This window comes from Thermoanaerobacterium aotearoense, from assembly GCF_009905255.1.
Classification (GTDB): domain Bacteria; phylum Bacillota; class Thermoanaerobacteria; order Thermoanaerobacterales; family Thermoanaerobacteraceae; genus Thermoanaerobacterium; species Thermoanaerobacterium aotearoense.
This window is the reverse complement of sequence record NZ_CP047602.1, coordinates 1,593,619-1,619,863: the sequence shown is the minus strand read 5'-3', so window position 1 is coordinate 1,619,863 and position 26,245 is coordinate 1,593,619. Positions and strand designations below refer to the sequence as shown.

General features: G+C 34.6%; 25 protein-coding genes and 1 riboswitch. Of the genes, 17 read left to right on the top strand and 8 right to left on the bottom strand.

The features are described 5' to 3' along the window. Positions 1-17: 17 nt before the first annotated feature. The 5 genes from aroA to GSH73_RS08185 all read left to right on the top strand — a co-directional run bounded on the left by aroA (position 18) and on the right by GSH73_RS08185 (position 4,602). The gene (gene aroA, locus GSH73_RS08200) at positions 18-1,289 is read left to right on the top strand and encodes a 3-phosphoshikimate 1-carboxyvinyltransferase (protein WP_014758492.1); all 1,272 of its coding nucleotides are present in this window, start codon (positions 18-20) and stop codon (positions 1,287-1,289) included. A gap of 18 nt (positions 1,290-1,307) precedes the next feature. After that, on the top strand, positions 1,308-1,994 hold the full coding sequence (locus tag GSH73_RS08195; RefSeq protein ID WP_014758493.1) for a response regulator transcription factor: 687 nt from the start codon (positions 1,308-1,310) through the stop codon (positions 1,992-1,994). Further along, positions 1,984-3,354: a sensor histidine kinase gene (locus tag GSH73_RS08190; protein ID WP_014758494.1), complete on the top strand. Its 1,371-nt coding sequence runs from the start codon at positions 1,984-1,986 to the stop codon at positions 3,352-3,354. Before GSH73_RS08195 ends, GSH73_RS08190 begins: the two co-directional genes overlap by 11 nt. A 91-nt stretch (positions 3,355-3,445) precedes the next feature. Continuing rightward, positions 3,446-3,592: a hypothetical protein gene (locus GSH73_RS13460; RefSeq protein WP_014758495.1), complete on the top strand. Its 147-nt coding sequence runs from the start codon at positions 3,446-3,448 to the stop codon at positions 3,590-3,592. Positions 3,593-3,649: 57 nt separating this feature from the next. After that, a riboswitch (cyclic di-AMP (ydaO/yuaA leader) is annotated at positions 3,650-3,778 on the top strand. After that, positions 3,778-4,602 (top strand): cell wall hydrolase, encoded by an 825-nt coding sequence (locus GSH73_RS08185; RefSeq protein ID WP_014758496.1) that lies wholly within the window; start codon positions 3,778-3,780, stop codon positions 4,600-4,602. (Overlaps the previous riboswitch by 1 nt.) Before the next feature lie 64 nt (positions 4,603-4,666). Here GSH73_RS08185 and GSH73_RS08180 read toward each other — a convergent pair whose 3' ends face one another. The 5 genes from GSH73_RS08180 to GSH73_RS08160 form a co-directional block, all read right to left on the bottom strand. Next, positions 4,667-5,230, bottom strand: coding sequence for a TMEM165/GDT1 family protein (locus GSH73_RS08180; protein WP_014758497.1), 564 nt, complete (start codon positions 5,228-5,230; stop codon positions 4,667-4,669). A gap of 225 nt (positions 5,231-5,455) precedes the next feature. Next, positions 5,456-5,788 carry a hypothetical protein gene (locus GSH73_RS08175; RefSeq protein ID WP_014758498.1) on the bottom strand — a complete coding sequence of 111 codons (333 nt, stop codon included), beginning with the start codon at positions 5,786-5,788 and terminating at the stop codon, positions 5,456-5,458. A 56-nt stretch (positions 5,789-5,844) separates the two neighbouring features. Further along, on the bottom strand, positions 5,845-6,510 hold the full coding sequence (locus GSH73_RS08170) for a hypothetical protein (protein WP_014758499.1): 666 nt from the start codon (positions 6,508-6,510) through the stop codon (positions 5,845-5,847). A gap of 37 nt (positions 6,511-6,547) precedes the next feature. Further along, positions 6,548-7,048, bottom strand: coding sequence for a hypothetical protein (locus tag GSH73_RS08165; protein WP_160175247.1), 501 nt, complete (start codon positions 7,046-7,048; stop codon positions 6,548-6,550). A gap of 67 nt (positions 7,049-7,115) precedes the next feature. Beyond that, the gene (locus tag GSH73_RS08160; protein ID WP_014758501.1) at positions 7,116-7,430 is read right to left on the bottom strand and encodes a hypothetical protein; all 315 of its coding nucleotides are present in this window, start codon (positions 7,428-7,430) and stop codon (positions 7,116-7,118) included. Positions 7,431-7,651: 221 nt separating this feature from the next. Between GSH73_RS08160 and GSH73_RS08155 the strand changes: the two genes are divergently transcribed. The 8 genes from GSH73_RS08155 to GSH73_RS08120 all read left to right on the top strand — a co-directional run bounded on the left by GSH73_RS08155 (position 7,652) and on the right by GSH73_RS08120 (position 13,790). Then, entirely contained in the window at positions 7,652-8,800 is a 1,149-nt protein-coding gene (locus GSH73_RS08155; protein WP_014758502.1) for an ROK family transcriptional regulator, read from the top strand. An 18-nt stretch (positions 8,801-8,818) separates the two neighbouring features. Further along, positions 8,819-9,589, top strand: coding sequence for a glucosamine-6-phosphate deaminase (gene nagB / locus GSH73_RS08150; protein ID WP_014758503.1), 771 nt, complete (start codon positions 8,819-8,821; stop codon positions 9,587-9,589). Positions 9,590-9,679: 90 nt separating this feature from the next. After that, a complete protein-coding gene (locus GSH73_RS08145) occupies positions 9,680-10,342 on the top strand; it encodes a cytochrome c biogenesis CcdA family protein (protein WP_014758504.1) in 663 nt (220 codons plus the stop codon). 5 nt (positions 10,343-10,347) lie between these two features. Then, positions 10,348-10,938, top strand: coding sequence for a peroxiredoxin family protein (locus GSH73_RS08140; protein ID WP_014758505.1), 591 nt, complete (start codon positions 10,348-10,350; stop codon positions 10,936-10,938). Positions 10,939-11,022: 84 nt separating this feature from the next. After that, positions 11,023-11,355: a thioredoxin gene (trxA, locus tag GSH73_RS08135; RefSeq protein WP_014758506.1), complete on the top strand. Its 333-nt coding sequence runs from the start codon at positions 11,023-11,025 to the stop codon at positions 11,353-11,355. Positions 11,356-11,459: 104 nt separating this feature from the next. After that, entirely contained in the window at positions 11,460-12,149 is a 690-nt protein-coding gene (locus GSH73_RS08130; protein ID WP_014758507.1) for a response regulator transcription factor, read from the top strand. Beyond that, positions 12,142-13,491: a sensor histidine kinase gene (locus GSH73_RS08125; RefSeq protein ID WP_235062566.1), complete on the top strand. Its 1,350-nt coding sequence runs from the start codon at positions 12,142-12,144 to the stop codon at positions 13,489-13,491. Before GSH73_RS08130 ends, GSH73_RS08125 begins: the two co-directional genes overlap by 8 nt. A gap of 56 nt (positions 13,492-13,547) precedes the next feature. Beyond that, on the top strand, positions 13,548-13,790 hold the full coding sequence (locus GSH73_RS08120) for an SHOCT domain-containing protein (RefSeq protein ID WP_014758509.1): 243 nt from the start codon (positions 13,548-13,550) through the stop codon (positions 13,788-13,790). Between the two features lie 35 nt (positions 13,791-13,825). On the opposite strand, the gene GSH73_RS08115 is transcribed toward GSH73_RS08120, so the two are convergent. Further along, entirely contained in the window at positions 13,826-15,313 is a 1,488-nt protein-coding gene (locus GSH73_RS08115; protein ID WP_014758510.1) for an aminotransferase class I/II-fold pyridoxal phosphate-dependent enzyme, read from the bottom strand. Between the two features lie 347 nt (positions 15,314-15,660). Between GSH73_RS08115 and GSH73_RS08110 the strand changes: the two genes are divergently transcribed. After that, a complete protein-coding gene (locus GSH73_RS08110; RefSeq protein WP_014758511.1) occupies positions 15,661-19,428 on the top strand; it encodes a phosphoribosylformylglycinamidine synthase in 3,768 nt (1,255 codons plus the stop codon). 31 nt (positions 19,429-19,459) lie between these two features. Here GSH73_RS08110 and GSH73_RS08105 read toward each other — a convergent pair whose 3' ends face one another. Together GSH73_RS08105 and GSH73_RS08100 are read right to left on the bottom strand one after the other, a co-directional pair. Beyond that, a complete protein-coding gene (locus GSH73_RS08105; RefSeq protein ID WP_014758512.1) occupies positions 19,460-20,914 on the bottom strand; it encodes an MFS transporter in 1,455 nt (484 codons plus the stop codon). A 2-nt stretch (positions 20,915-20,916) separates the two neighbouring features. Continuing rightward, on the bottom strand, positions 20,917-21,372 hold the full coding sequence (locus tag GSH73_RS08100) for a MerR family transcriptional regulator (RefSeq protein ID WP_014758513.1): 456 nt from the start codon (positions 21,370-21,372) through the stop codon (positions 20,917-20,919). A gap of 119 nt (positions 21,373-21,491) precedes the next feature. On the opposite strand from GSH73_RS08100, the gene amrA reads away from it, so the two are divergent. The 3 genes from amrA (at position 21,492) to GSH73_RS08085 (ending at position 26,239) form a co-directional block, all read left to right on the top strand. After that, positions 21,492-22,898: an AmmeMemoRadiSam system protein A gene (gene amrA / locus GSH73_RS08095; protein ID WP_014758514.1), complete on the top strand. Its 1,407-nt coding sequence runs from the start codon at positions 21,492-21,494 to the stop codon at positions 22,896-22,898. Beyond that, on the top strand, positions 22,895-23,875 hold the full coding sequence (gene amrS / locus GSH73_RS08090; RefSeq protein ID WP_014758515.1) for an AmmeMemoRadiSam system radical SAM enzyme: 981 nt from the start codon (positions 22,895-22,897) through the stop codon (positions 23,873-23,875). The genes amrA and amrS overlap by 4 nt, the downstream gene beginning before the upstream one ends. Before the next feature lie 558 nt (positions 23,876-24,433). Further along, positions 24,434-26,239 carry an ABC transporter substrate-binding protein gene (locus GSH73_RS08085; protein WP_014758516.1) on the top strand — a complete coding sequence of 602 codons (1,806 nt, stop codon included), beginning with the start codon at positions 24,434-24,436 and terminating at the stop codon, positions 26,237-26,239. Positions 26,240-26,245 lie beyond the last annotated feature (6 nt).

Genomic DNA, 26,245 nt, shown 5'->3' with positions numbered 1-26,245 from the left:
AAGGAATGAATGTTTTTATGGATGTAGAAATTTCTAAAAAAAGCCATCTAAAAGGTGTAGTGAATGTTCCTGGAGATAAATCCATATCCCATAGAGCCATAATGTTTGGCTCTATTGCCACTGGCGATACTGTTGTGAAAGGTTTCTTAAAGAGTGAAGATTGCTTTTCGACGATAAATTGCATGAGAAAGTTAGGTGTAGACATAAAAATAGATAAAGATGATGTATATGTTAGAGGAAAAGGCATGTATCTGAATGAAAGCCTTGATATTTTAGATGCTGGAAATTCTGGTACAACGATGCGCCTTTTATCAGGCATTTTAGCCGGTCAGAAATTTACATCTACTATAACTGGTGATGAGTCTTTAAGAAAAAGGCCTATGAAGCGGATAATAAAGCCATTATCAATGATGGGGGCGGAAATAACAGCGGCTTATGACAACTATGCTCCTCTTACCATAAAAGGTAGTACACTTAATGGAATTAGCTACAAAACAGAAGTTGCCAGTGCTCAAGTAAAATCTTGCATAATGCTGGCAAGTTTGTATGCACAGGACGTTACGATAATCGAGGAACCGTATTTGTCCAGAAACCACAGCGAGCTTATGCTTAATTACTTTGGCGGAAATTTTGAATCTTATGACAATAAGGTGATATGCCGTCCTGTGGAAAAACTGCATGGGTGCGAAATCTTGGTTCCTGGTGACATATCTTCTGCTGCTTATTTTATGGTAGCAGCCAGCATATTACCTAATTCAGAAGTGTTGATAAAAAATGTAAATATAAACAACACGCGAACAGGAATAATAGATGTGTTGAATAAAATGGGTGGCAATATTGAAATAATAGATGCGAAAGTCGTAAACAATGAGCCTGTAGCGGACATAGTAGTAAAATCTTCACATCTAAAGGGAGTTGAGATTGGTGGTGAGATTATACCGAGGTTGATCGATGAGATACCGGTTATTGCGGTAGCGGCAGCTTACGCTGATGGTACTACAGTTATAAAAGATGCTGAAGAACTAAAAGTAAAAGAAAGCAATCGCATAGACACCATGGTAAGCCAATTGAGAAAAATGGGTGCTGACATAGAAGCTACAAGCGATGGTATGGTAATTGGTGGGAAAGAAAAGCTGTTTGGTGCTACGGTTGACAGCTACAACGATCATAGAGTTGCAATGTCATTAAGCATAGCTGCCCTAAAAGCTGATGGAAGTACAAAGATAAAAAATGCTGAATGTGTGAATATTTCATTTCCTGATTTTTATAGCGTACTTAATGTGCTATAATAAAAATTGGTGATTTTAATGGAAGAAAGCATACTCATAATTGAAGATGAGAAAAGAATTGCGAGATTTTTACAGATAGAGCTTGAACATGAAGGTTATAGTGTGACATTAGAATATAGCGGCAATAGTGGTTTAAGAAAGGCTTTAGATGGAGATTACGATTTGATAATCTTAGATTTGATGCTTCCAGGTTTGGATGGTTTTTCAGTCTTGAGAGAACTGAGAAAAAAATCATCAACACCTGTAATAATTTTAAGCGCAAAAGATGAGGTAAAAGACAAGGTATTAGGGCTTGATATAGGCGCTGATGATTATCTTACGAAGCCGTTTTCGATTGAAGAGCTTATGGCGAGAATAAGAAATGCCCTTAGAAAAAATGCAAAGTCAAATGCTAATAAATTGGCATATGATGGCATAACAATGGACCTGTCTACATACGAAGTAAAAAGAGATGGAATAAAGGTAGAGTTGACGAAAAAAGAGTTTGAGCTTTTGAAATATTTGATTATAAACTCTGAAATAGTGCTTACAAGAGAAAATATATTGGAGAATGTATGGGGCTACAATTATATTGGTGAGACAAACATAGTTGATGTGTACATAAGATATTTGAGGAGTAAAATTGATGAACCGTTTAATAATAAGTTGATACAGACGGTAAGAGGTGTAGGATACTCTTTAAGGAAAGAAAAAGATGAAGATTAAAGGCTTTAAATTATCAATAAAGTTGAGAATTGCATTGCTTTATGCTATCATATTTTCATTTATTTTAATAGTGCTTAATGCGTCTGTGTTGTACGGCCTCAAATATTACCTTGTATACCAAGCGTTTGACGATATACAAAATCAATCAGATGTCATAGTCGAAAAGCTGAAAGAGGTTGATGGAATAATTACAAGTGTAGACAAAGATTTGCTTTTCGGATCGTTGATAGGTGAAAATATGTATTTAAAGATTGTGGATTTGCAGGGGAAAATTGTGTACGTGTCTTCACCGCATTTGATTGATATATCCTACGATAAAAATATAAATACACCTACAAAAATAGAAAAAGATGAGACGCATATAGCATACATAAACAGAGAGTACATTTATGGGAATAAGGGCTTTTACATTCAGGTTTATGAGGATTTAAAAAATCAGTATTTCTTTTTAAAGCTTTTGTTTGTGATGATGGCTGTTTCTGATGTCATTGGAGTATTGGTGTCTTTTTTTGCAGGGTATTTTATAACAGGTAGAGCATTAAGACCTGTTGATTATATGGTTAGAGAAGTTCATGCAATCGACGAGAAAAAATTAAATAAAAGATTGAGCGTTAATGGAAATAATGATGAACTGTCTAAGCTTGCTGCTACATTTAATGACATGCTGGACAGGCTGGAAGACTATTTTAAAAGGCAGAATGCATTTATATCAAATGTGTCTCATGAGCTTAGGACACCTTTATCTGTCTTGAAAGGATATATAGAGCTTATAGACAGGTGGGGGAAGGATAACAAAGATGTACTGGAAGAGTCTATAGGTGCTTTAAAAAAAGAAGAGCAAGAAATGGAGATATTGATTGAAAGGCTTTTAATGCTGGCAAGAGGAGATAACAAGACGCTTAATGTAAACAAGAAATTATTTAACGTTTATGAATTGATTGCGGAAATAGTCAGGGATGCTAAAGTGATTTTTAATGAAAAGAACATTGAGATTTTTTGCGATAAAACTTTGGAAGTGAATGCAGATAGAAACCTTATAAAGGAGCTTCTAAGAATAATTCTTGATAATGCATTAAAATACACAGATATTGACGGCAATATAAAAATTTTTGCAGAAGAAGTAGATAAAAATGTAGCCGTAATAATTAAAGACGACGGAATCGGAATACCTGAAGAAGAGATTCCTTATATATTTGATAGATTTTATAGGGTTGACAAAGCAAGGAGCAAAGAAACTGGTGGAATGGGTTTAGGACTGTCTATTGCAAAGCTTATTGTTGAGCTGCATGGTGGAAGTATTGAAGTAAGAAGCAAATTAAATGAAGGATCTGAATTTAAAATAACGATCCCAAAAGTTTGACGGATGGGATTGTTATTTTATTTTTAGTGACATACTCCACAATATATGGTATAATATATTTATAAAATCACTATATATTGGAGGGTATAAAATGTTACAAAAAGAAGCGACGAAAAATCAGCAGATGGAGGTAAAAAGTTCTTCTAAAGAATATACATGCCCTGATTGTGGTGCACAGTTAGTTCCTGAAAGCGGATGTATTTACTGCCCATTTTGCGGTTACAGTGAATGCCACTAATTACCTATATTCCCATCAGTTTAATATGGACATATACAAGCATTCCCCTTATAATTAAAGTAAAATATGCCGAATCCCCGAAAAGGGGTACGGGGGATTTTTCTTTGGGGTGAATCCACTTAGGTGGTAGGGCGGCCCTTTGCCCGAACCCGTCAACTAACCTCGGAGGCAAAAGGGGGATTTTTATGTTAAAAAAATGTATTAAGGTAAAGCCTCTCATTGCTTCATTAGCAGCGGCTCTTTTATTTTCTCAGACGGCATTTGCGGCAACGTATACTGTAAAACCTGGTGATAGCCTATACAAGATAGGCTTAAATTATGGTACAACATACAATCAAATAATGAAGCTTAACAATCTCAGTGATACAGTAATATATCCCGGACAGGTATTAGTTGTACCTGGCAGTGACAACACATATACAGTCCAAAAAGGCGATAGTTTATACTTAATTGCCACAAAATATGGTATTACTGTAGATGCTTTAAAAAATGTAAATGGTTTAACAGGTGATATGATTTATCCGGGGCAAGTTTTTGTCATACCAACGTCTACGTCTGGTACACCATCAACTTCTTCAAGTATAAGAAGCGATGTAACTGCAAACAGAGGTTCAGTCCAAAGAGGTGTTATTTCATACACAAATGCCGATTTGGATCTTCTATCAAGGCTTATAAATGCGGAAGCTGGTGGTGAACCATATCAGGCTAAAGTTGCTGTCGGTGCCGTGATAGTAAATAGGGTAAAAAGCGGTATATTTCCTAACACAATACAAGGCGTAATATATCAAGTCGATAGCAATGGTTACTATCAATTTACGCCTGTTGAAAACGGCTGGATAAATGTACCTGCCACGCCAGACTCAATAAGTGCTGCGAGAGATGCCTTAAATGGTGTAGATCCTACAAACGGCGCACTTTATTACTTTGACAACAGCAATACCAATCAGTGGCTTTGGTCATTGCCGGTTGCATTAAAAGTAGGCAATATGGTATTTTCTTATGCAAGATAAAAATGATCGTTAATGAGAGGCTAAGAGGAGCAAAATGGATACCGAAAGGTATCCATTTTGCTTTCTATAGAGTTTTTGCTTCGTACAAAGTGATAAAACCAAATATTATAAAAATGAACGCTGATATGTAGTGCAAAAGCTTTGTTGGCAATTTCTTGCCTAAATAAACTCCCAATACGATTCCAATGACATCGGCTATGAAAATTCCCGCAGTAGCGCCTAATAAAACAAATACAGGATTTTTGTATGTGGCAGTAAGTGCTAATGTCGAAAGCTGCGTCTTATCTCCAAATTCTGAAATAAAATATGTACTTATTATGGTGAAAACTGGACCGTATTTGGATTTTCTGATTTTTTCATGCCCTTCATGGCCATTTTTTAATGTTATCAACCCAAAAATTAAAAAAGATATGGCAGCCAACAGCTTCACGTATTTTATCGGTATGTACTCTGTGATAAATGAGCCGAACAAAACCGCAATACCCATATTTAAAAGGGCAGCCACTAATATGCTTATTAAAACAGTTCTGGCTTTTATAAATGTGGCAAATGCCATAGCCATAAACTGTGACTTGTCGCCCATTTCAGATGCAAAAACGAGAATAAAAGACGATATTAAAGCATTCATCAAATCTGCCTCCTTGTAATTAGTATGCCAAAAAAATAAAACCTATTACATAATATGTGAACATATTACGTAAAGGTCTCATTCTTTAAGGCAAAGCCAGGTTAAAACCAGCATGTTGACTTTGCCACATATTTATATATGTGAACTACTCCCCCTTACATAGATAGATTATATAATATTTTTAGAAGACATCTACTCCATTATATAATAAGTCAAAAAATTATGTCAATGCAATTTGTTTCCTTTTCTAATTTTTTTCATGTTTATTAATTTTATTATGCCTCCGTAAATGAGGGAAATACCAATTATAGCTGGTATTATAAATGCTATTATATTTAGCACATCTGTCTCATCGATTATGGCGATTATCATGGGAATCAGTATTATAAAACCAATAATTATTTGTATAAAAGGATATTTGCCAACTCCTTTTATTGGTTCAGGAATCTTTCCTGTTCCAATATAATAGCCAGGGTTGTACTGATTTTCCTCCCATTCTTTTAGGTCATCTAATTCCTTCTCAAATTCATTTTTTTTATTCGGCTCATTGTCTTTCATAAATAACACCTCATTGAAACATTCTAACTTTAGAATTATTATACAACTTTAAATTATTAATTCAATATGAAGCCGGGAGACCAATGGATTTTATTCTTGCAGTCTACTATATCGTTAATTAGTCTTTTCCACAACGGATTTTTAATAGCATTCGAAGGAGTAAAATCAGCATTGTTTTCTATCCCATATGTTTTTAGTCCCTTCACATCTTTTTTTACAATTTCCACTAATTTATCATTTATGTCTTTCATCTTAGTAAACTTAGCCAATTGTTCTTTATTTAATTTAATAATTTCGTCTTTGTTGTATGCATAAATGTCAAATGATTGAGGAGGTCTATTCAATATTCGGCTTATGTACAATGAAAATTCCTCTGGAATGTAAGATATAATGTTACCCATAGGTATTTCTTCCATTGCATTATGTACATATATATCTACCAAATCAAAAATATCATTGCTCTGATTTAAAAATTCATTTCCCAGAATGTTAGCATTACCGACTGTAATTTGTTTACTATGCAAAGAATCATTTAATATTTGATCAGTTTTTAAGACTGATGATGCGAAACCAGAGGTATCTTCAAAAACTCTCCTTGAAAGGTAATTGTTTATATTTACCGATTTTAAATATAATAGAAGATTAGAGATAGACGAAACCAGCAATAATGCAATCAAGCCAATAAATATAAAAATCCATAAATTTTTATATTTGATTGTCATAAATACTCCTTTCCAGACCATTTAGTCTAAAATTATTTTAATATTTATCCATACCAGTCATATGCTTAAAATGAGGTAGAGGTCTGATTTCTTGATGAACATAAATAGTTTTAGAAAATCCCAATAGAATTTGAAAATTAATAGTTGCTGTAGCATCTAAAACAGTATCTAAATCTGAATCTAAAACTACACTGGTAACCTTGCATAAAGGAAAACTTTCATCTTGATTTAAGTTTATCAAAAGATCTTTATATACTATTATCCATAGTGATTGGTTATTTCCATTTGGCACATAATAAAACGATTGGTTATTTTCATTTTGTATATAATCATTACCATAACTTCCATTAGCATTTACCTTGGTACGAGGTGCATTAAGCAAAAAGTCATTCAATCCAGCATTAAGTCCAGATTTTACTTTTGATATGACCATATTTGTTTCAGAAGTCACGTCAGATATTACTAAAAAAATTAAAATACATAACATTATAAATACACTAATAACGATATATAGCTTACGAACATGCAATTTTTTCAATCTCCTTTCAAATTTTTAATGGATTAAACGCTTGTTAATTGCTTTAATATATTGATTTTTGATATTTCTACTGCAATTGCATCTTTTGTGCTAACATTTGGAATAGAGTATAAATTAGTGCCAACTTTATAATAATTAAAAAAAATGTATCATTTATATTTGTCTCGCCAGTTGAAAAGTATTTAATAGTACCAATTTTCTTGTCAATAGAAGTGACATCATCAGATGTACCAACATAAGTCTCGCCATTTAAAATGATAATTTTAGAAAATGCCCAGCTTTTTTCTTCATGATCATTTGAGCTATTTTTTGAACAACCTGCTGTAAAAGTCAAAGCAAATATTAATATTGCTATTAATAGGGTTTTTATTATAAAATTCATTTTTTATCCATAGTCATATTTACATCTTTTGTCTTTTAGCTTGCATAATTATAAAACATATATTCTACAAAAATTTAGAAATTCCTCCTAAATCGTATGTAAAAATTATTTACAAAAGCACATTATTGATGGTATAATAATATTAGATAAAAGTTCGAAGCTCGAACTAATTTTTTAAAGATATTTAGTTCGGACTAAGAACTAATTTGGGAGGTGATAGATTGACGCAGTATCGAAAGGGCACCAATTATCTTATCAAAAATATAAACACGGCAAATGTTTTGGATGTCATTAAAAAAATGCAGCCAATCTCTCGCGTGAAAATCTCAAAAATCCTTAATATGAGCAAATCTACTGTATCTGGAATAGTAGATGAATTGATAAAGGAAGGACTTGTAAGTGAGGAGGGATTTGGAAATACCGCGTCTGCAGGCAGAAAACCTATTGAGCTTACATTTAACCCGAATGCGAAATTTTCAATAGGCATCGATATAGAATCGACGAATACAATTGGAGTGCTTACAAATTTGGAAGGAAAAATAATAAAAAAGATAAAAAGACCTACAGGAATAAAAGAAAAAGCTTTCCTAAACACAGTCAAAATCATTAAGGAATTATTAGAACATCGAGATGATATTGCAGGAATAGGAGTTGGAGCTCCTGGTATAACAAATATAGAAAAAGGAACAGTGTACGCACCAGGACTTTCATGGGTTGACTTTAACCTTCTTTCTAAGTTGAAAGAAACGTTTGACTATGACATATTTATAGACAACAGCGTTAATTACGCAGCATTGGGTGAAAGATGGATTGGTTCATGCAAAGATGTCAACAATTTTGTGCTCGTGACGATAGGAAATGGCATTGGTTCTGGAATATACATTAACGGCAAATTAGTAAGGGGACACAAATATTCAGCAGGGGAAGTTGGCTACATGGCTATAGGCAGAGATGCTTTAGGCAAAAAGTATTTCTATGAAGATTACGGGTACTTTGAAAGCAAAGCATCGCTTTTAGGTCTTGTCTCCACATTAAAGAATATGTCGAATGGAAAATTTGATACGATAGAAGATTTTGTTAATGGATATTTGACAAAAGATGAAATTTGCATCAAAGCTTTTGAAGAATTTATAGAAAATTTAAGCATGGGTTTTGCCAACATTATTAGCATATTAAATCCGGAGCTAATAGTAATAGCAGGCGATGTGATAAACTTAGGCATCGATATAGTAGATAGTATAAAAAAGCTTGTTGAGAAAATGGTTCCATTTGATGCAAAAATCATATATACAAAGCTAAACGAAGATGCTGCTGCTATAGGAGCATCTGCAGATGTTCTTCTAAAGACAAATTACTTAATATTAATATAAAATGAAAGGATGATTATTGTGAGATTAATAATAACAAATGACTATGATGAAATGAGCAGAACTGCAGCGGAAATCATAAAAGAACAGGTAAACAGAAAAGCGAATTCTGTATTAGGTCTTGCCACAGGCTCTACACCGCTTGGAACTTATAAAGAGTTAATTAATATGTACAAGAATGGAGAAATTGATTTTTCTTATGTCATAACATTTAACCTTGATGAATATGTAGGATTGCCTGATGACCATCCTCAAAGTTATCACTACTTTATGTATGAAAATTTATTCAACCACATTAATATAAAAAAGGAAAACATTCATATTCCAAATGGCGTTTCGGATGATTTTGATAGAGATTGTAGGTTGTACGATGAAGCGATAGAAAAGTTTGGAGAAATTGATCTTCAATTGTTGGGTTTAGGTGTAAATGGGCACATTGGTTTTAATGAGCCTGATGACTATATAAATACAAAGACGCACATAGTAGATCTGGCGGAAGAAACTATAAATGCAAATAAGAGGTTTTTTAAAAGCATTGACGAGGTTCCGAGAAAGGCAGTCACGATGGGGCTTGGCACCATAATGAAATCGAAGAAAATTTTACTTCTGGCATCTGGTAAAAACAAAGCAAATGCTATAAAAGAAACTTTAAATGGCTATCTTACAACAGATGTCCCATCAACTGTTTTATCGTTACATCCTGATGTTACAGTTGTAATAGACAGTGATGCTGCATCTTTAGTAGATTTAGAAAAAGCAAGAAAGAATGTCGATATCATTTCAAAGCTATAAACAATCGTTTATAGCTTTATTTGTTTTTAAAAATTCGATGTAGTATAATTAAGTTAAACAACCCCTCTATAGGGGGTAAGGGGGATTTAAGTGTCTTTATTTGCAGCGTTTTTAGGTGGGATTGTTTCATTTTTTTCACCATGCATTTTACCGCTAATACCAGTTTATGTGACGTATATTTTCGGCGGTAAGAAGAAAAATTTTTTCAATTTATTTTTATTTGTGTTAGGCTTTAGCATCGTTTTTGTTCTCATGGGAGCTACAGCCAGTCAATTGGGAAAATTTTTTGTTTCATACAAAGTTCTATTTAGAAAAGCCAGTGGCATAATAATATTATTATTTGGACTTTATATGATGGGTATCATAAAGCCGGCTTTTCTGAGCAGGGAAGTAAAATTTAATATTCCCAGCAAAAAGGAGGGATATATTAGCAGTTTCATTTTTGGCATAGCTTTTGCTTCTGGATGGACACCATGCGTTGGTCCTATACTTGCGACTATCCTTTTATATGCAGGTGAACAAAACACTGTATCAATAGGAATTTTTCTGCTGTTTGCTTACTCGTTAGGGATTGGGATTCCTTTTATAGTTGCTGCAATACTAATTGATAAATTTAAAGCATTTTACAAAAAGATAAATTTTATTATGCCGTATATTGAAAAAATTGGCGGTTTGTTTCTGGTGATTTTTGGAGTTTTAATGTATTTTAATCTTATTATAAGGTTTGAAAGCTACATTAATATTTTGAGGTGATTTAAGTGAAATCAAATAAGAAGAAGTCAAATAGTACCAACAAAAATGTGATATTGGCTGTTTCAATAGTTTTAGTCTTGATTTTGGGAATATCAATTTACTTTTTAAACAATTACGTAGTGTCAAGCCAAGCAAAGAATCAAAGTGCGGATAATGCCATCAACAATGCTCAAGTAGGCATAGAAAAAGGCGATTTAGCACCAGATTTTACGCTAAAAGATGTAAATGGAAAAACAGTAACACTGTCAAAATTAAAAGGTAAAAAGGTTATATTAAATTTCTGGGCTACAACATGTCCATATTGTAAGATCGAGATGCCTGAATTAAACAAGTTTTACCAGAATAACAAAAATGATGTTGTTCTATTGGCGATAGATATTGGCGAAGATAAATCGACTGTTGAAAATTATCTTGAAGGAAAGGGATATGGCTTTGATGTTCTTTTAGACGGCGATGCAAAAGTAGCTATGGATTACAAGGTACAATTCATACCGATGTCATTTTTTATTGATAAAGATGGCATAATAAGGGCTATAAGCAATGGCGCAATGACGTACGACGAGGTAGATCAGTATTTTAAGACAATATCTCAATAATTATTGACAATTTGTTAAAAAGGTGGTATATTTAATTTAGCAATAACCCATATACCGGGGGTATAGTATAAGGAGGGATAATGGATGAAACCTATCAACGTAACAGATATGAACTTTGATGCTGAGGTGTATAATTCCGATAAGCCTGTTTTGGTCGACTTTTGGGCTGCATGGTGTGGACCTTGCAGAATGATGTCGCCTGTATTGGAAGAATTTGCAGAGGAATATTCTGATAAAATAAAGGTTGTGAAATTAAATGTTGACGAGAATCCTTTGATTGCATCGCAATATAGGATAATGAGCATTCCGACATTAGGTGTTTTTCAAAATGGACAATTAGTTGACAAAGTTATCGGATTTATGCCAAAAGAACAATTAGAATACAGGCTTGCAAGATATATAGATGCACAGGTATAAGTTTGTGAAAGATCTATAAAAAGATACCATAATTTAGATTGTGGTATCTTTTTTTCATTTATTCTTCACAATTGTAATGTATAATATATTTGAGGTGTTTTATGATGAAAATACTGGCAATAGATGATGAGGAGAAAATCTTGGACGTTATAAAAGCATACCTTGAAAAGGAAGGGTATACTGTATTGACCGAAACAAACGGTGCAAATGCTTTAAATGCTTTTAAAACTGTAAATCCAGATTTGGTCATATTAGATTTAATGCTGCCTGGTGTATCCGGCGAAGAAATATGCAGCAAAATAAGAGCTTTGTCAAAGGTGCCAATTATAATGCTTACAGCTAAAGTAAGTGAAGATGATAAGGTATATGGTTTTACAATTGGTGCGGATGATTACTTAACGAAGCCATTTAGTCCTCGAGAGTTGAGGATGAGAGTCAAAGCCATACTTAGAAGGGCAAAAGATGACCTGCCATTAAATGATATATTCATGTTTAATGATGGAGACCTTGTAATTGATACAAGATCATACGAAGTGAAAAAGAAAGGCAGGGTCGTCAGTTTAACGCCAAATGAGTACAAGTTGTTGACTGTGATGGCGCAAAATCCAAACAAAGTATTTACGAGAAGTGAACTTATTGAAAAGGCTTTTGGCTATGATTTTGATGGTTTCGATAGGACAATAGACGCCCATATAAAAAACTTGAGGCAAAAGATAGAAGATGATCCTAAAAATCCAAGATATATAAAAACTGTGTATGGGGCAGGTTATAAATTTGGTGAAGAAAATGATTAAAAATGATATAAGAACTAAAACTGCTGCATCGTTTATTTCTATTGCTTTATTGTCGATAGTTGTATTCAGCATTACCATAAATATTTTAATAATAAACAATTTTGGAATTTACATTAAACAGTCAGCAAATGCTGAATTTGACAACATTGCTACGTTAATAGCTGAAACGTACAAGGAAACTGGCAATTGGGATGATACAAGCAGCAGAATTGCACATAGTTTGATGATGAGTGGGTATGGCATCGTGGTTAGGGATTTGAAAGGCAATGAAGTAATGAAGATAGCTTCGATGTTTTCGATGATGGGGTTGGCAAATAACAGCAAAACATCAACTAAAACGCTTCCTGTTGTCGTAGATGGTAAAAAAGTCGCTTACGTTGACATAACGTATACTGGCACAATGCCTATGAACAAATTGGATTATAAATTTTTGTACGACGTGAATAAATACATTGCATTAATAACAATATTGACGATCGCATTGGTGTTTATAATCAGCTTGTATGTTTCAAAATACCTTACAAAGCCTATTTTAAATATAGCAAAAGTTGCAAGTAAACTGGAGAACGGAGACTACGACGTTAGAGTAGAAGATATACCAAAGGAAGAGGAGCTTCTTACATTAACTGCTGCTATAAATCATCTTGGTGCATCATTAAAAAGTCAAGGGATGTTAAGAGTACAGATGACGCAAAATATAGCGCATGAATTGAGGACACCTTTATCAACCCTTAAAAGTCACTTAGAAGCTATAATTGACGGTGTTTGGGAACCGTCTAAAGAAAGGATTGAAAGCCTTTATGAAGAAGTTGTGAGATTATCCAATCTCATAAATGATATTGAATTATTGAATAAGATAGAAATTGACAATTTAAAGATAAATAAAGCAAGATTCAATTTATCGGAATTGATTAAAATTTTGTTGATAAATTATGAAAGCATTTTTGTCAATAAAAATCAACATTTGGAGAAAAATATTGAAGATGACATTTTTGTTAATGCAGACAAAGATAGATTATCAGAGGTATTGATCAATTTGCTTACAAATGCTAATAAATACACAGGTGAAGGTGGAAACATAAAAGTAAGACTGTATAGCGAAGGACAGTATGCTGTGATTACAGTTTCTGATAATGGCATAGGCATATCGAAAGAAGATTTGCCTTTTATATACGAAAGATTTTACAGAAGTGAAAAGTCGCGAAGCAGGGATTATGGAGGCAGTGGCTTAGGGTTATCGATTGCTAAGGCCATAATAAAAGCTCATAATGGCACTATAAATGTAGAGAGCATATTAAATGAAGGGACAAAATTTACAGTAAAGTTGCCGTTAGATCTATAAAATTCATGAATTCTTCACAATTTTGTCATATAATAGATTTGAAGGAGGATGATATTATGATGTGGGGATTAATGAATGGATGGGGTTACGGTGGAGGCATAATTTTTGGCCTCATCTGGATGATACTTCAAGTTGTAATAGTAGTAGGCGCTATATATTTTATTGTTTCGCTGTTTCAGAACAAAAAAGGTTCAAATAGAAGTAGTAATGCACTTGAAATCTTGAAAGAGAGATATGCAAGAGGAGAAATAAGCGAAGAAGAATATAAAGAACGCAAAAGAAACTTGGAAGAAAAGTAATTTATAAAAAAGAGCTCTACTTGTTGTAGGGCTCTTTATGCTGTTATATTCAATATCTGCAAATCGTTGACTACTTTTATATATTCAACATTTGGATCTTCTGTTCCTTGAATGCTTAGTTTGGCATTTTTCATTTCAATTACATATTCTATGATTTCTCTGGTTATCCTTTCGCCAGGACATAATATTGGGATACCGGGCGGATATGCCATTAGAAATTCCGAGCTTATCTGTCCGATGCTTTCTTCCAAAGGCAATGCGATATTAGAACATTCGAACGCATATCTTGGGGACAAGACCATTTCTGGTATTTCTGGTATATCTAAAGCTTTCGACATTTCTACATTGTCTTTGTACAGAGTTTCACTGATTTCCCTCAATGCCCTTATAAGGTAATCTACATTCTCTTTTGTGTCACCTATGGAAAATACACACAATGTATTGTACATATCGGCTAATTCTGGTTGAATGTAGTATTTTTTTGCCAGTATATCTTCCAATTCGTGACCTGATATGCCAAGGCCTTTGGCGGTAATAGTGATTTTTGTCGGGTCAAAATCATACGCTCCATCTCGCCCTACAATTTCGTTTCCAAAACAATAAAGTCCATTTATGTTGTTGATCTCTCGACGAGCGTATTCTGCAAGTTCGATTGTCCTGTCCAACAATTCTTTTCCTTCTGTTACCATCTGCATTCTTGCAACATCAAGTGATGCTAATAAAATGTAAGAGGGACTTGTAGTCTGCAAAAGGCTCATAACTTGCTTCACTCTGTTTATATCAATTCTTTTCGATTTGACGTGCAACATAGAGCTTTGCGTCATAGAGCCTATTATCTTATGAGTGCTTTGTGCGCAAATGTCAGCACCAGCTTCCATTGCTGAAATAGGAAGTTTTTCATTGAACTTTAGGTGTGGACCATGGGCTTCATCCACCATCAGTATAGCTCCGTAGTCATGGACTATTTCAGCAATTTTTACAATGTCTGCAGAAACACCATAGTAAGTCGGATTTATAATTAAAACAGCCTTTGCATCAGGATTGTTTCTTAATGCTTCCTCTACAGTTTCAGGAGTCACATTAAGAGCAACGCCTACATTTTTATCAACTTCTGGTTGCATATAAACTGGGATAGCACCACTCAAGATAATACCTGATGTAACAGATTTGTGAATGTTTCTTGGAACAATTATTTTTTCATTTTCTCCCATAACGCTTAGGATCATAGCCTGAATAGCTCCCGATGTCCCATGGATGCAGAAAAATGTAGCATCAGCACCAAAAGCATCGGCAGCTAATTCCTGAGCTTTCTTAATGGGACCGGTAGGCTTGTGAAGGCTGTCAACTTGTTCAAACACAGTAACATCCATCGATAATACATTTTTTCCTACAAAATCAAAAAACTTTTTAGCCATTCCATTGCCTTTTTTGTGACCTGGGACATGAAATGGTATGGTGTTGTTGTTGACATACTCCATTAATGCATCGAATAATGGAGTTTCAAAATGATTTAGCTTTTCCAACTTGATAAACACCCTCTTTCATAAGTTTGGCTCCCAGAATAAAAGCCTGAACCTCGTTGCAATCGGTTCGGGCCTTTGCAGAGCGAAAATACACTTTATTATGTTTTCAATTTATTATAAGATATATTTTTTTAGATTTCAATATAAATTTTTTTCTTTTTTAAGTTTTTTGTTATATAATATGCAGAACCGATTAAGATGACATATACGCATAATAAGCAAACTTAATTGTAAAGTTGTCATTAAATGTTCGGTTTTTATAAGTTAAAATACTTATTGATTTAAGACGCATTATATATTATAATATTACAAAGTTCGTAATTTAGGCTAAATGGGGGAGATATTTTGTGAGTGATGTAAAAAGAATATACGTAGAAAAAAAGCCGCAATACAATATTGAAGCAAAAAAACTTTTTGATGATCTTAAAAATAATCTTAATATTTCTGGGCTTAAAGGTGTAAGGATAATAAACAGGTACGACGTTTTAGGACTATCAGGAGATATTTTTTTAAAAGCTGTTAAGACAATTTTTTCAGAGCCAAATCTTGATGATGTATACATTGAAAATTTGCCATATGAGAAAGATGATAGGGTATTTGCTATAGAATTTTTACCAGGTCAGTATGATCAAAGGGCTGATTCAGCCGAACAATGCATTCAAATACTTACAAATGGATTTAAACCTAAAGTGCTTTGTGGTAAAGTCGTGGTTTTAAGCGGTAAATTGACAGATGAGGAGTTTGACAAAATAAAAAGCTATTGTATTAATCCTGTCGATTCGAGAGAAGCTTCATTGGAAAAAAGAGAAGCTATTGATTTAGAAGTCGATTGTCCTGATGATGTAGAAATTCTTGATGGATTTATTGAATCTGATGATGTTTCAATAGAAAAGGTCTATGAGAAACTGAATTTGGCAATGAGCTTGGAAGATTTTAAATTTTGCCATTCCTATTTTAAAGATGTAGAAAAGAGAAATCCTACAATTACAGAGATAAGAGTTATCGATACCTATTGGTCTGATCACTGTCGCCACACCACATTTCTTACTAACATCAATGATGTGAAAATTTATGATGGAAAATACAATGAACCTATATTAAAAGCTTTTGAGGAATACAAAAATTCCAGAGAATTCGTCTATGGAGAAAGCAAGAAACCAATGTGCCTTATGGATATAGCCACAATTGTGATGAAAGAATTGAGAAAAAGAGGGTTGCTTGACGATTTAGATGAGTCTGATGAAAACAATGCGTGTAGCATCGAAATTGATGCAGATATAAATGGTAAAAGCGAAAAATGGCTGATAATGTTCAAAAATGAGACACACAATCACCCTACAGAAATAGAGCCTTATGGAGGTGCAGCTACTTGCCTTGGAGGGGCGATTAGAGATCCTCTATCAGGTCGTGCATATGTATATCAAGCAATGCGAGTTACAGGTTCTGGAGATCCAAGAACGCCAGTTGAAATGACCATAAAGGGCAAATTGCCTCAAAGAAAGATTACTAAGGAAGCAGCCCACGGCTACAGTTCATATGGGAATCAGATAGGACTTTCTACAGGGCAAGTTTCGGAGATTTACGATGATGGATATGTAGCTAAACGAATGGAGATAGGTGCGGTAATTGGCGCAGTTCCTAAGAGAAATGTTTATAGAGGAAAGCCGGCAGCAGGCGATGTAGTGATTTTGTTGGGTGGTAGAACAGGAAGAGATGGTTGTGGTGGTGCCACAGGTTCTTCAAAAGAACACACGCAAGAATCCATTTATACAAGCGGTGCAGAAGTGCAAAAGGGTAATCCCATAACAGAAAGAAAAATTCAAAGATTTTTTAGAAATCCTGATGTCTTAAAAATGATAAAAAAGTGCAATGATTTTGGAGCGGGTGGTGTGTCTGTAGCAATTGGAGAGTTAAGCGACGGACTTTTAATTGACCTTGATGCTGTACCGAAAAAATACGAGGGTTTGGATGGGACAGAACTTGCTATATCTGAATCACAAGAAAGAATGGCTGTATTAGTTTCACCAGAAGATGCTGAAAAGTTTGTAGAGCTTGCAAAAGAAGAGAATTTAGAAGCCACTAAAGTGGCAAAAGTCACGGATGATATGAGAATAAAAATGGTTTGGCATGGGAAAGTCATCGTAGATATAAGCAGGGAATTTTTAAATACGAATGGAATCTCTCAATTTACAGATGTCATTGTAGACAGTATAAGCTCTGAAAGCTATTTTGAAAGGTTAAAATTTGTCCAATCAATCACTAATATCGAGGAATTGTGGTTTAGGAATCTTGAAGATCTGAATGTGTGTAGCCAAAAAGGATTGACAGAGATGTTTGATTCCACAATTGGCGCTTCAACTGTTTTGATGCCATTTGGTGGCTTGCATCAGATGACGCCTTCAGAAGGGATGGCTGCAAAATTGCCTGTCGTAGAAGGAGATACAGATACGGCAACATTGATGGCATTTGGATATAATCCTAAACTGTCGAAATGGAGTCCTTTCCATGGTGCTGTTTATGCTATAATTGAAGCAACCTCTAAAATTGTGGCAATGGGTGGTGATTATAAGAAGATTAGACTATCACTTCAAGAGTATTTTGAGAAATTAGGCAAGGATCCAAAAAGATGGGGAAAACCATTTAGCTCACTGTTAGGCGCTTTATACGCACAGAAAGCTTTAGGCATACCTGCAATAGGCGGTAAAGACAGCATGTCAGGCACTTTTATGGATATGGACGTGCCTCCTACCTTAGTAGCATTCGCTGTTGCAACTGCTGATGCAGATAAAGTGTTATCTTCAGAATTTAAGAAAAGTGGTGATAAAGTAATAATTATTAAGGCGGAAAGGGACCGGCAAGATTTACCAAATTTTGAAAAACTAAAAAGAAATTTTGATAAGGTCAACGAACTATTAAATGAGAATTTGATATTGGCGGCATCTTCGGTAAAATACGGTGGAATTGCCGAATGCATCACTAAGATGGCTTTCGGGAATATGGTGGGCTTTCAATTAGAGGCGAAAATAAGCGAGGTGGACTTTTTCGTTCCTGAATACGGTTCTTTAATAATAGAAGTAGATGGTGATTTTGATGATGATAAATATTTAAAAGGAATTGATTATAAAATTTTAGGAAGGACGATTGATGAGCCATATATAATTTTAGAAGATGTGAAAATCCATCTTGATGAAGCGAAAAAACACTGGGAAAAACCGCTTGAAAAGATTTTTCCTACCGCTGTGGAAGAAAACATTAGACAAATACCGAATATTATGTACAATAAAAATAATTCTATTAAGGCAAGCCTCAGAGTTGCAAAACCAAGAGTTTTGATACCAGTCTTTCCTGGTACTAATTGCGAATATGACAGCAAAAAAGCCTTTGAAAAAGCCGGTGCATTGGTTGAAACGCATGTTTTTAAGAATTTAACAGGAACTGATATAGATGCGTCTATCGATGAGCTTGTTAAACTAATAGAGAATTCTCAGATAATCATGTTGCCAGGTGGATTCAGCGCTGGCGATGAACCTGATGGTTCTGGCAAGTTCATCGCAACGGTATTTAGAAATCCAAAGGTAAAAGATGCAGTTATGGAATTTTTAAAAAATCGTGATGGCTTGATGCTTGGTATATGCAACGGATTCCAAGCACTTATAAAACTTGGCTTGCTTCCTTATGGAGAGATTCGCGACATTGATACGACCGATCCGACGCTGACATTTAATACGATCGGCAGACATGTATCATGTTATATCAGGACAAAGATAACGTCGAATCTTTCACCATGGTTTAACAATGTCAAATGTGGCGACATTCATGTAATTCCTGTATCACATGGAGAAGGAAGATTTATAGCAAATGATGATGTTTTAGATATGTTAAAAAAGAATGGGCAAATTGCCACGCAGTATGTAGATATGAATGGAAATCCAACAATGGAGATGCCTTACAATCCTAATGGCTCTTACTGGGCTATAGAAGGCATTACAAGCCCTGATGGAAGGATACTTGGCAAGATGGGGCATTCTGAGAGGATTGGCAAGAATGTAGCGAAAAATATATACGGCAACAAGGATCAAAAGATATTTGAAGCAGGTGTTGAATATTTCAAATAAGAAACATAAAAGGTTACGATTCTGTAACCTTTTATGTTTCTTCTGTTTTTATCTTATGAGAGTTTTGGTTCCAATCTGGCTTTGGACCTCTTAAGTATGATATGAACGATGCTATTAGGCTAAATATCATGGATATAAGAAAGGCTTCTCTTAGTCCGGATATAAATTGTGCTATGGCAATACCTTTTGAACCGACTTGCGTGCCGACAAAAAGAGCTTGCATCGCGTCAGGAGTTATGCTTGATGACACGATTGCCATTGACAATGCTATGCTTATTACTTGTCCAGCATTGTTCATCATTGTTCTCGTGCCAGCGGCGATACCTCGCCTGTCGGACGGCACAGAACCCATAATTTCACTCGTATTAGGTGAGAAAAACATGCCAGATCCAAATCCCATAATAAGCATCCAAGTGATGAGTTCGGCAAGAGAAGTCTTTTGGGATATTCTCACAAAGCCCAATAAGCCGATAGCTGAAATCAAAAGACCTATAGAGCTTAATGCTCTCGCACCGTATTTATCAGACAAATATCCGCTTATTGGCGATACAATCATCATGGATAGTGCAAATGGTGCTAAGAATACCCCTGCTTTTAATGGATCCATCGCTTTTATTCCTTGCAGATAAAATATGAGCAAAAATGTCACTGCACCTCTTGCAATGCCATTAAGCAATGTACTTCCAAAAGCAAATGCCAAAATTCTTGTTTTAAACAATCTCAAATCCAACATTGGCTGTTCAGTAGTATTTTCGATGTGAATGAATGCTAAAATCATCGCTATTGATATGATGAATAAAGTTATGATTGACTTATTGTACCAGCCTACAAATCCACCGAAAGACAATGCGATTAAAAATAGCAATAATCCGATTGTGAAAAGCAGTGTGCCTTTTAAATCAAATTTTTGCCCTTCAGGTATTTTGTCAAGCTCTTTTAGCTGAATCAATGCCCATAGAGTACCTATAATTCCAAATGGTACATTTATATAGAATATATACCGCCATCCTAAACTCGTCAAAAATCCTCCTAATATAGGACCTATTACCGATGCTATGCTTACTACCATACTGTTTATGCCAAGAGCTTTGCCAAGTTCGTTTTTTGGAAAAGCGTCTGCTACGATTGCTGTGCTATTTGCAACCATTAAAGAACCGCCAACTGACTGCACTATTCTGTATATAAGCAGTTGTAGTCCGCTGTTTGAAATACCGCACAGCAATGAACCGATAGTAAATATGGCAAAACCGGATACGTACAATTTTTTTCTTCCGAACATATCTGCTATTCTACCGATAGCTGGTACTAATATTGTCAACGAAAGCATATATCCCATTACGATCCACATGATTATACCCATGTTGGCATGTAAACCCTTCATAATATCAGGAAGCGATATTAAAAGCATACTGCCGTTTAATACAGAAAAAAGGGCTCCAAGAGTCGTACAGGATAATGCTATCCACTTGTAACTAATATTTTTCATATTTAGTCTGCCTCCTTTGATTTTTGCTTTAATTTAGATAAATTTAGCAATAGCTCCTCAAATTTTTGTTTTGCCATCAATAGTTTTCTGCTCTTTTCCTCAATCAAATCTATTTGTTTTTCAATCAATTTAGCGTAATTATCGATTGTTTCTGTATCTGCAGTTTCACCAGATAATATGTTTTTGACATTTTTGTCAAGTTCAAGTGCTGCCTTGATTTCAGATAAACTGAAGCCTAGTGAATCCTTCAAAGATATTATCTTTTGGATTTTTTCTATGTCTTCATCTGTGTACAATCTATATCCGGACTCTGTCCTTTTAGGTGAAATAAGGTTTAAATCTTCGTAATACCTTATAGCTCTTTTTGTTAAACCTGTTTTTATTGAAACATCTTCGATTTTGTAATATTTTTTTCCATAGTAAAACCTCCAGAAAAATATTCTACTACTTATTAACATTAACGTCAAGGTTAATGTAAAATTATTTTATAATTTTCACAAGAAAAAACTTTAAAATGCATTATTTGCGGTATAATATATACTTGAAAGGCAATTATAACCAATGTGGAGGTAGGATTATGGGTAAATTAATGTCAGCATATTTAATGCCACACCCGCCAATAATTGTCCCTGAAGTAGGGCGTGGTGAAGAACATAAAATTCAAAAGACAATAGATTCTTTTGAAATAGCATCAAAAAGCATAAAAAATCAAAAACCAGATACAATAATTATCATTTCGCCACATGCGCATGTATTTAGTGATGCTGTATCTATAGATATGATGGAAGAAATTGAAGGTGATTTAGGGCAGTTTGGAGCATACAATGTAAAGATGAAGTTTCAAAGCGATTTATCGTTAGCAAAAGACATAGTTAAAAATGCAGAAAATGAAAAGATACCAGTAGCAAAAATAGACGACAAGATGATAAGTAGATTTAAGCTTTCCAAAAAACTTGACCATGGCTCAATTGTTCCGTTGTATTTTGTCAGAAAATATATTGATAGTTTTAAACTTATAAGGATGTCCTACGGCTTTTTATCATTTGAAAAGCTTTATGATTTTGGCGTCCAAATAGGGAAGTCCATCAGAGAAGGCGATAGAAATGTGGTATTTATTGCAAGCGGTGATTTATCACATAAACTGACACCTGATAGCCCTAATGGATATACACCGAAAGGAAAAGTGTTTGATGAGATGCTGCTGAGTTTGTTAAACAACATGAATGTTAAAGAAATAATCAATATGGATAAAACGTTGATAGAAGATGCTGCGGAATGTGGGTTTAGATCTGTTTGCGTCATGTTGGGTGTGTTGGATGGTTACAATGTCAAGGCAAATATTCTATCACATGAAGGGCCTTTTGGCGTTGGCTACTGTGTTGCTGAATTCATTCCTGAAAGTTATACAGGTATAAGTTTATTAGATGAACTATATAGGATTAAAAGGAAAATGATAGATGATATAAGGAAATCAGAAGACGATTATGTGAAATTAGCGAGAAAAAGCCTTGAATATTATCTAAGAAATAAAAAGTTCATGAATGTTCCTGATGGCTTACCAGAGGAAATGATAAAAACAAAAGCAGGCGTATTTGTATCATTGCATAAAGATGGAGAATTGAGAGGCTGTATAGGCACTGTATACCCTTCAAAGAATAATATCGCAGAAGAAATTATACGAAATGCAGTAAGCGCTGGTACAGAAGACCCGAGGTTCTATCCTGTTGAGATAGATGAACTGGACGACATAGTGTATTCAGTTGATGTTTTGACAAAACCTGAGCCTGTAAAATCAAAAGATGATCTTGATGCAAAAAAGTATGGAGTAATCGTTAAAAGTGGTTATAAAAGTGGGCTTTTGTTGCCAGATCTTGAAGGTGTTGATACAGTAGATCAACAGATATCAATTGCACTCAGAAAAGCCGGTATCTCACCGGATGAAAAATACACTATTGAAAGGTTCCAGGTCGTGAGGCATAAATGAAAGAAGCACTCTATTATGAGAAGATAGACGACGACAGTGTACACTGCTTGTTGTGCCCACAAAATTGTATAATAAAGGATGGGAAATATGGATTTTGCCGTGTCAGAAAAAATATAGACGGAGTGCTATACTCTGAAAATTATGGTGAAATAGCATCTATAGCAATTGATCCGATTGAGAAAAAGCCTTTGTACCATTTCATGCCAGGAAGCTACATACTTTCTGCTGGCACATATGGCTGCAACCTAAGATGCTTATTTTGCCAAAATTGGGAAATATCACAGCAAAGGGTAGAATGTCAGCACCTTCCACCGGAGAAATTAGTTGATATAGCCAAAAAACAGCGAGGCAATATTGGAATTGCGTATACCTATAATGAACCGTCGATCTGGTATGAATATGTGTTAGATTCTGCAAAGATTTCACATAAGGAAGGTCTTAAGAATGTACTTGTGACGAATGGATTTATAAATATCGACCCTTTAAAAGAGCTCTTGCAATATATTGATGCAGTAAATATAGATGTAAAAGCTTTTTCTAATGAATATTATAAAAAAATATGTCATGGAAATTTAGAAAGCGTTTTGAAAGTTGTTGAAGAAGCTGCGTTAAACTGTCATGTAGAAATAACAACATTGGTGGTGACAGGCGAAAACGACGATTATACTGAGATTGAAGAACTTTGCAAATGGGTATCAAGCATAAACAAGGATATACCAGTACATTTTTCTAAATATTTCCCTCGATATAAGATGAAAAATCCAGAAACACCGATAAAAGTGCTTGAAGATATTTATGCTATTGCAAAAAATCATCTGAATTATGTATATTTAGGCAACGTATCTGTATCTGACAACAATACTTATTGTCCTAATTGCGGACATCTATTGATTAAAAGAAAAGGTTATGTTCATGTTGTTGGAATCAATGATGGAAAATGTGAAAGATGTGGGATGAAATTTTACGGTGTGACATAATAGTACAAAACTTGTGTGGAATATAAAAATAAGTTACATTATATTGTCGAAAAAGACAACAAATTGTAACCTATTTTTAATTTTAAAATGAATTGATAATGTTTAAATAAGTTTAAAATAAAAATTTAATATAAATATTGACTTTATGTTTTGTATAAAATATAATAAGTTTAAACAAAGATTTTAGTTACATATTTAGGTTAAATATTAATTTTTTAAACACAAATTCTATAGTGTTTAATTCTTTGTAATCATCATAATAATATAACACTAAAAGTCAAAATTTCATCTTTTAAATTATTACAGTAAATGTTCTATCAAGGATTTTACTCAATATATTACGTATGTACATTTCACAAAAAAGATTTAAAATATATACAATATCACAGTTACAAAAGAACGGCCCAAATAAAAAATCATTGCTTTATCGCTTTCATAATTTAATTAAAATTTTAAAAAGGGAGGTGCCGTCTTTGTATTCTGTTGAAACATGGGGCCTTTTCACATGAATAAAATCTATGATTAGGCTCTAAAGTAAAAAAGAAAGAGGGGGATCTTATGAAATTCAGGAAGATTATAAGCGTGATACTGGTATTTTTAATGGTATCATTGCTTATAGTTGGATGCGGCAACAATTCAAATTCTAACAAGACATCTGAAAACGACAAGACCACCACTACAAGTGAGACTGCTGTAAAACCTGGAGAGGCTACGCCTCGAAATGAGACATTGTATATAAGCGGTTTACAATGGGGACCGCCTACGACGTTTAATCCTTTAAGCCCCAGTCAGACTTCACTTCCGCTGTCTGCAACCAGTATAGCAAGGGAGCTTACTTATGAAACATTGTTTATGTACAATCAGCTTGACGGAAAGATGTATCCGCTTCTTGGTAAGACATATCAGTTTTCGCCAGACAATACGGTTTGCACTGTAACTTTAAATCCTGATGCAAAATGGAATGACGGCGAAAAAGTTACGGCTGACGATGTCGCGTATACTTTTGAGTTGGGCAAAAAATATCCCGTTTCGTGGTCCAGCAACTGGAATTACCTTGACAGTGTAACTGCAAAAGATGAAACAACAGTAGAGTTTAAGCTGAAAAGCGATAATAAAAACCCCTTAATGGTTGAAGAAGCATTAGAATCAGTTTACATTCTTCCTAAACACGTTTGGACAAAAATAGAAGAAAAAGACAATAATGATTTTAGTAAAATATCAAGCGAAGTAAACGCAAATCCTGTGGCATCAGGTCCATACAAAGTTTACTATTATGACAATTCTAAAGTTGTCTTGATAAGAGATGACAACTACTGGGGCAAAACACCATCTATGTGGGGTAAATTGCCTGCACCAAAATATATAGTACACAACATTTTTAAGGACAATGCTGCTGGAGATACAGCTTTAAGACAAAATCAAGTAGACGTTTCACAGCAATTTACGCCCAACATACAGACATTTGGTCCAAATATAAAGACATACTTATCAAAACCACCGTATTATATGCCAGGAGTGATCCCGTGGCTTGTAATCAATGTCACAAAACCGGGACTTGACAATCCAAATGTGCGACGCGCAATAGCAATGGCCATTGACTACGATAAAATTGCTAAGAACGCCATGAGCGGCTATTCAGGAACGATGTCGCCATCACTGATGCTGCCACTTGATTCAGAGCAGAAGCTTATAGATCAAAACCAGTTAGCGCCTTTGCAGTGGAAATCAAATGATATCGCAGGAGCCAATGCACTGCTTGATTCGATTGGCGCAAAGAAAGGACCTGATGGAATAAGGGTGTTAAATGGTCAGAAACTATCTTTTAAGGTTGAATGTCCGACAGGATGGTCTGACTGGAATGCTGCATTGGAAATCGTAACGGAAAGCTGTAAAGAGATTGGCATTAATGTTCAAACGTATTTCCCACAACAATCCGTCTGGAACAACGACATGCAGACTGGCAATTTTGATATGGGAATGTACTCATATCAAGGCATTGGCATATCTTCACCATGGGCTCGTGCATATCAAGCAATGAGTTCAAATGGATATGTTCCTATAGGTCAGACAGCTTATTTTAACTATGGACGGTATAAAAACAGCGAAGTTGACACACTGCTTAATCAGATTCCGACTATAACGGACGAGAATCAATTGAAAGATGCATGGACAAAGCTTAATGAGATCTATCTAAAAGAAGTTCCGATGATTGGCTTAATGTACAGGCCTGCTGATTTCTACACCGTTAATACTTCTGTATGGAGTGGATTCCCTGTTGAAGGGGATGGAACAAATATCCCTCCAAATATCTGCATGGATGGCTATGGAATAGCGGCTCTTTACAAAATTCATTCTTCTAAATAAAAAATA

Coding starts and splice junctions, on each gene's coding strand:
- aroA (WP_014758492.1), top strand. CDS start 18: ATGGATGTAGAAATTTCTAAAAAAAGCCATCTAAAAGGTGTAGTGAAT.
- GSH73_RS08195 (WP_014758493.1), top strand. CDS start 1,308: ATGGAAGAAAGCATACTCATAATTGAAGATGAGAAAAGAATTGCGAGA.
- GSH73_RS08190 (WP_014758494.1), top strand. CDS start 1,984: ATGAAGATTAAAGGCTTTAAATTATCAATAAAGTTGAGAATTGCATTG.
- GSH73_RS13460 (WP_014758495.1), top strand. CDS start 3,446: ATGTTACAAAAAGAAGCGACGAAAAATCAGCAGATGGAGGTAAAAAGT.
- GSH73_RS08185 (WP_014758496.1), top strand. CDS start 3,778: ATGTTAAAAAAATGTATTAAGGTAAAGCCTCTCATTGCTTCATTAGCA.
- GSH73_RS08180 (WP_014758497.1), bottom strand. CDS start 5,230: ATGAATGCTTTAATATCGTCTTTTATTCTCGTTTTTGCATCTGAAATG.
- GSH73_RS08175 (WP_014758498.1), bottom strand. CDS start 5,788: ATGAAAGACAATGAGCCGAATAAAAAAAATGAATTTGAGAAGGAATTA.
- GSH73_RS08170 (WP_014758499.1), bottom strand. CDS start 6,510: ATGACAATCAAATATAAAAATTTATGGATTTTTATATTTATTGGCTTG.
- GSH73_RS08160 (WP_014758501.1), bottom strand. CDS start 7,430: ATGAATTTTATAATAAAAACCCTATTAATAGCAATATTAATATTTGCT.
- trxA (WP_014758506.1), top strand. CDS start 11,023: ATGAAACCTATCAACGTAACAGATATGAACTTTGATGCTGAGGTGTAT.
- GSH73_RS08130 (WP_014758507.1), top strand. CDS start 11,460: ATGAAAATACTGGCAATAGATGATGAGGAGAAAATCTTGGACGTTATA.
- GSH73_RS08125 (WP_235062566.1), top strand. CDS start 12,142: ATGATTAAAAATGATATAAGAACTAAAACTGCTGCATCGTTTATTTCT.
- GSH73_RS08120 (WP_014758509.1), top strand. CDS start 13,548: ATGATGTGGGGATTAATGAATGGATGGGGTTACGGTGGAGGCATAATT.
- GSH73_RS08105 (WP_014758512.1), bottom strand. CDS start 20,914: ATGAAAAATATTAGTTACAAGTGGATAGCATTATCCTGTACGACTCTT.
- GSH73_RS08100 (WP_014758513.1), bottom strand. CDS start 21,372: ATGTTAATAAGTAGTAGAATATTTTTCTGGAGGTTTTACTATGGAAAA.
- amrA (WP_014758514.1), top strand. CDS start 21,492: ATGGGTAAATTAATGTCAGCATATTTAATGCCACACCCGCCAATAATT.
- amrS (WP_014758515.1), top strand. CDS start 22,895: ATGAAAGAAGCACTCTATTATGAGAAGATAGACGACGACAGTGTACAC.
- GSH73_RS08085 (WP_014758516.1), top strand. CDS start 24,434: ATGAAATTCAGGAAGATTATAAGCGTGATACTGGTATTTTTAATGGTA.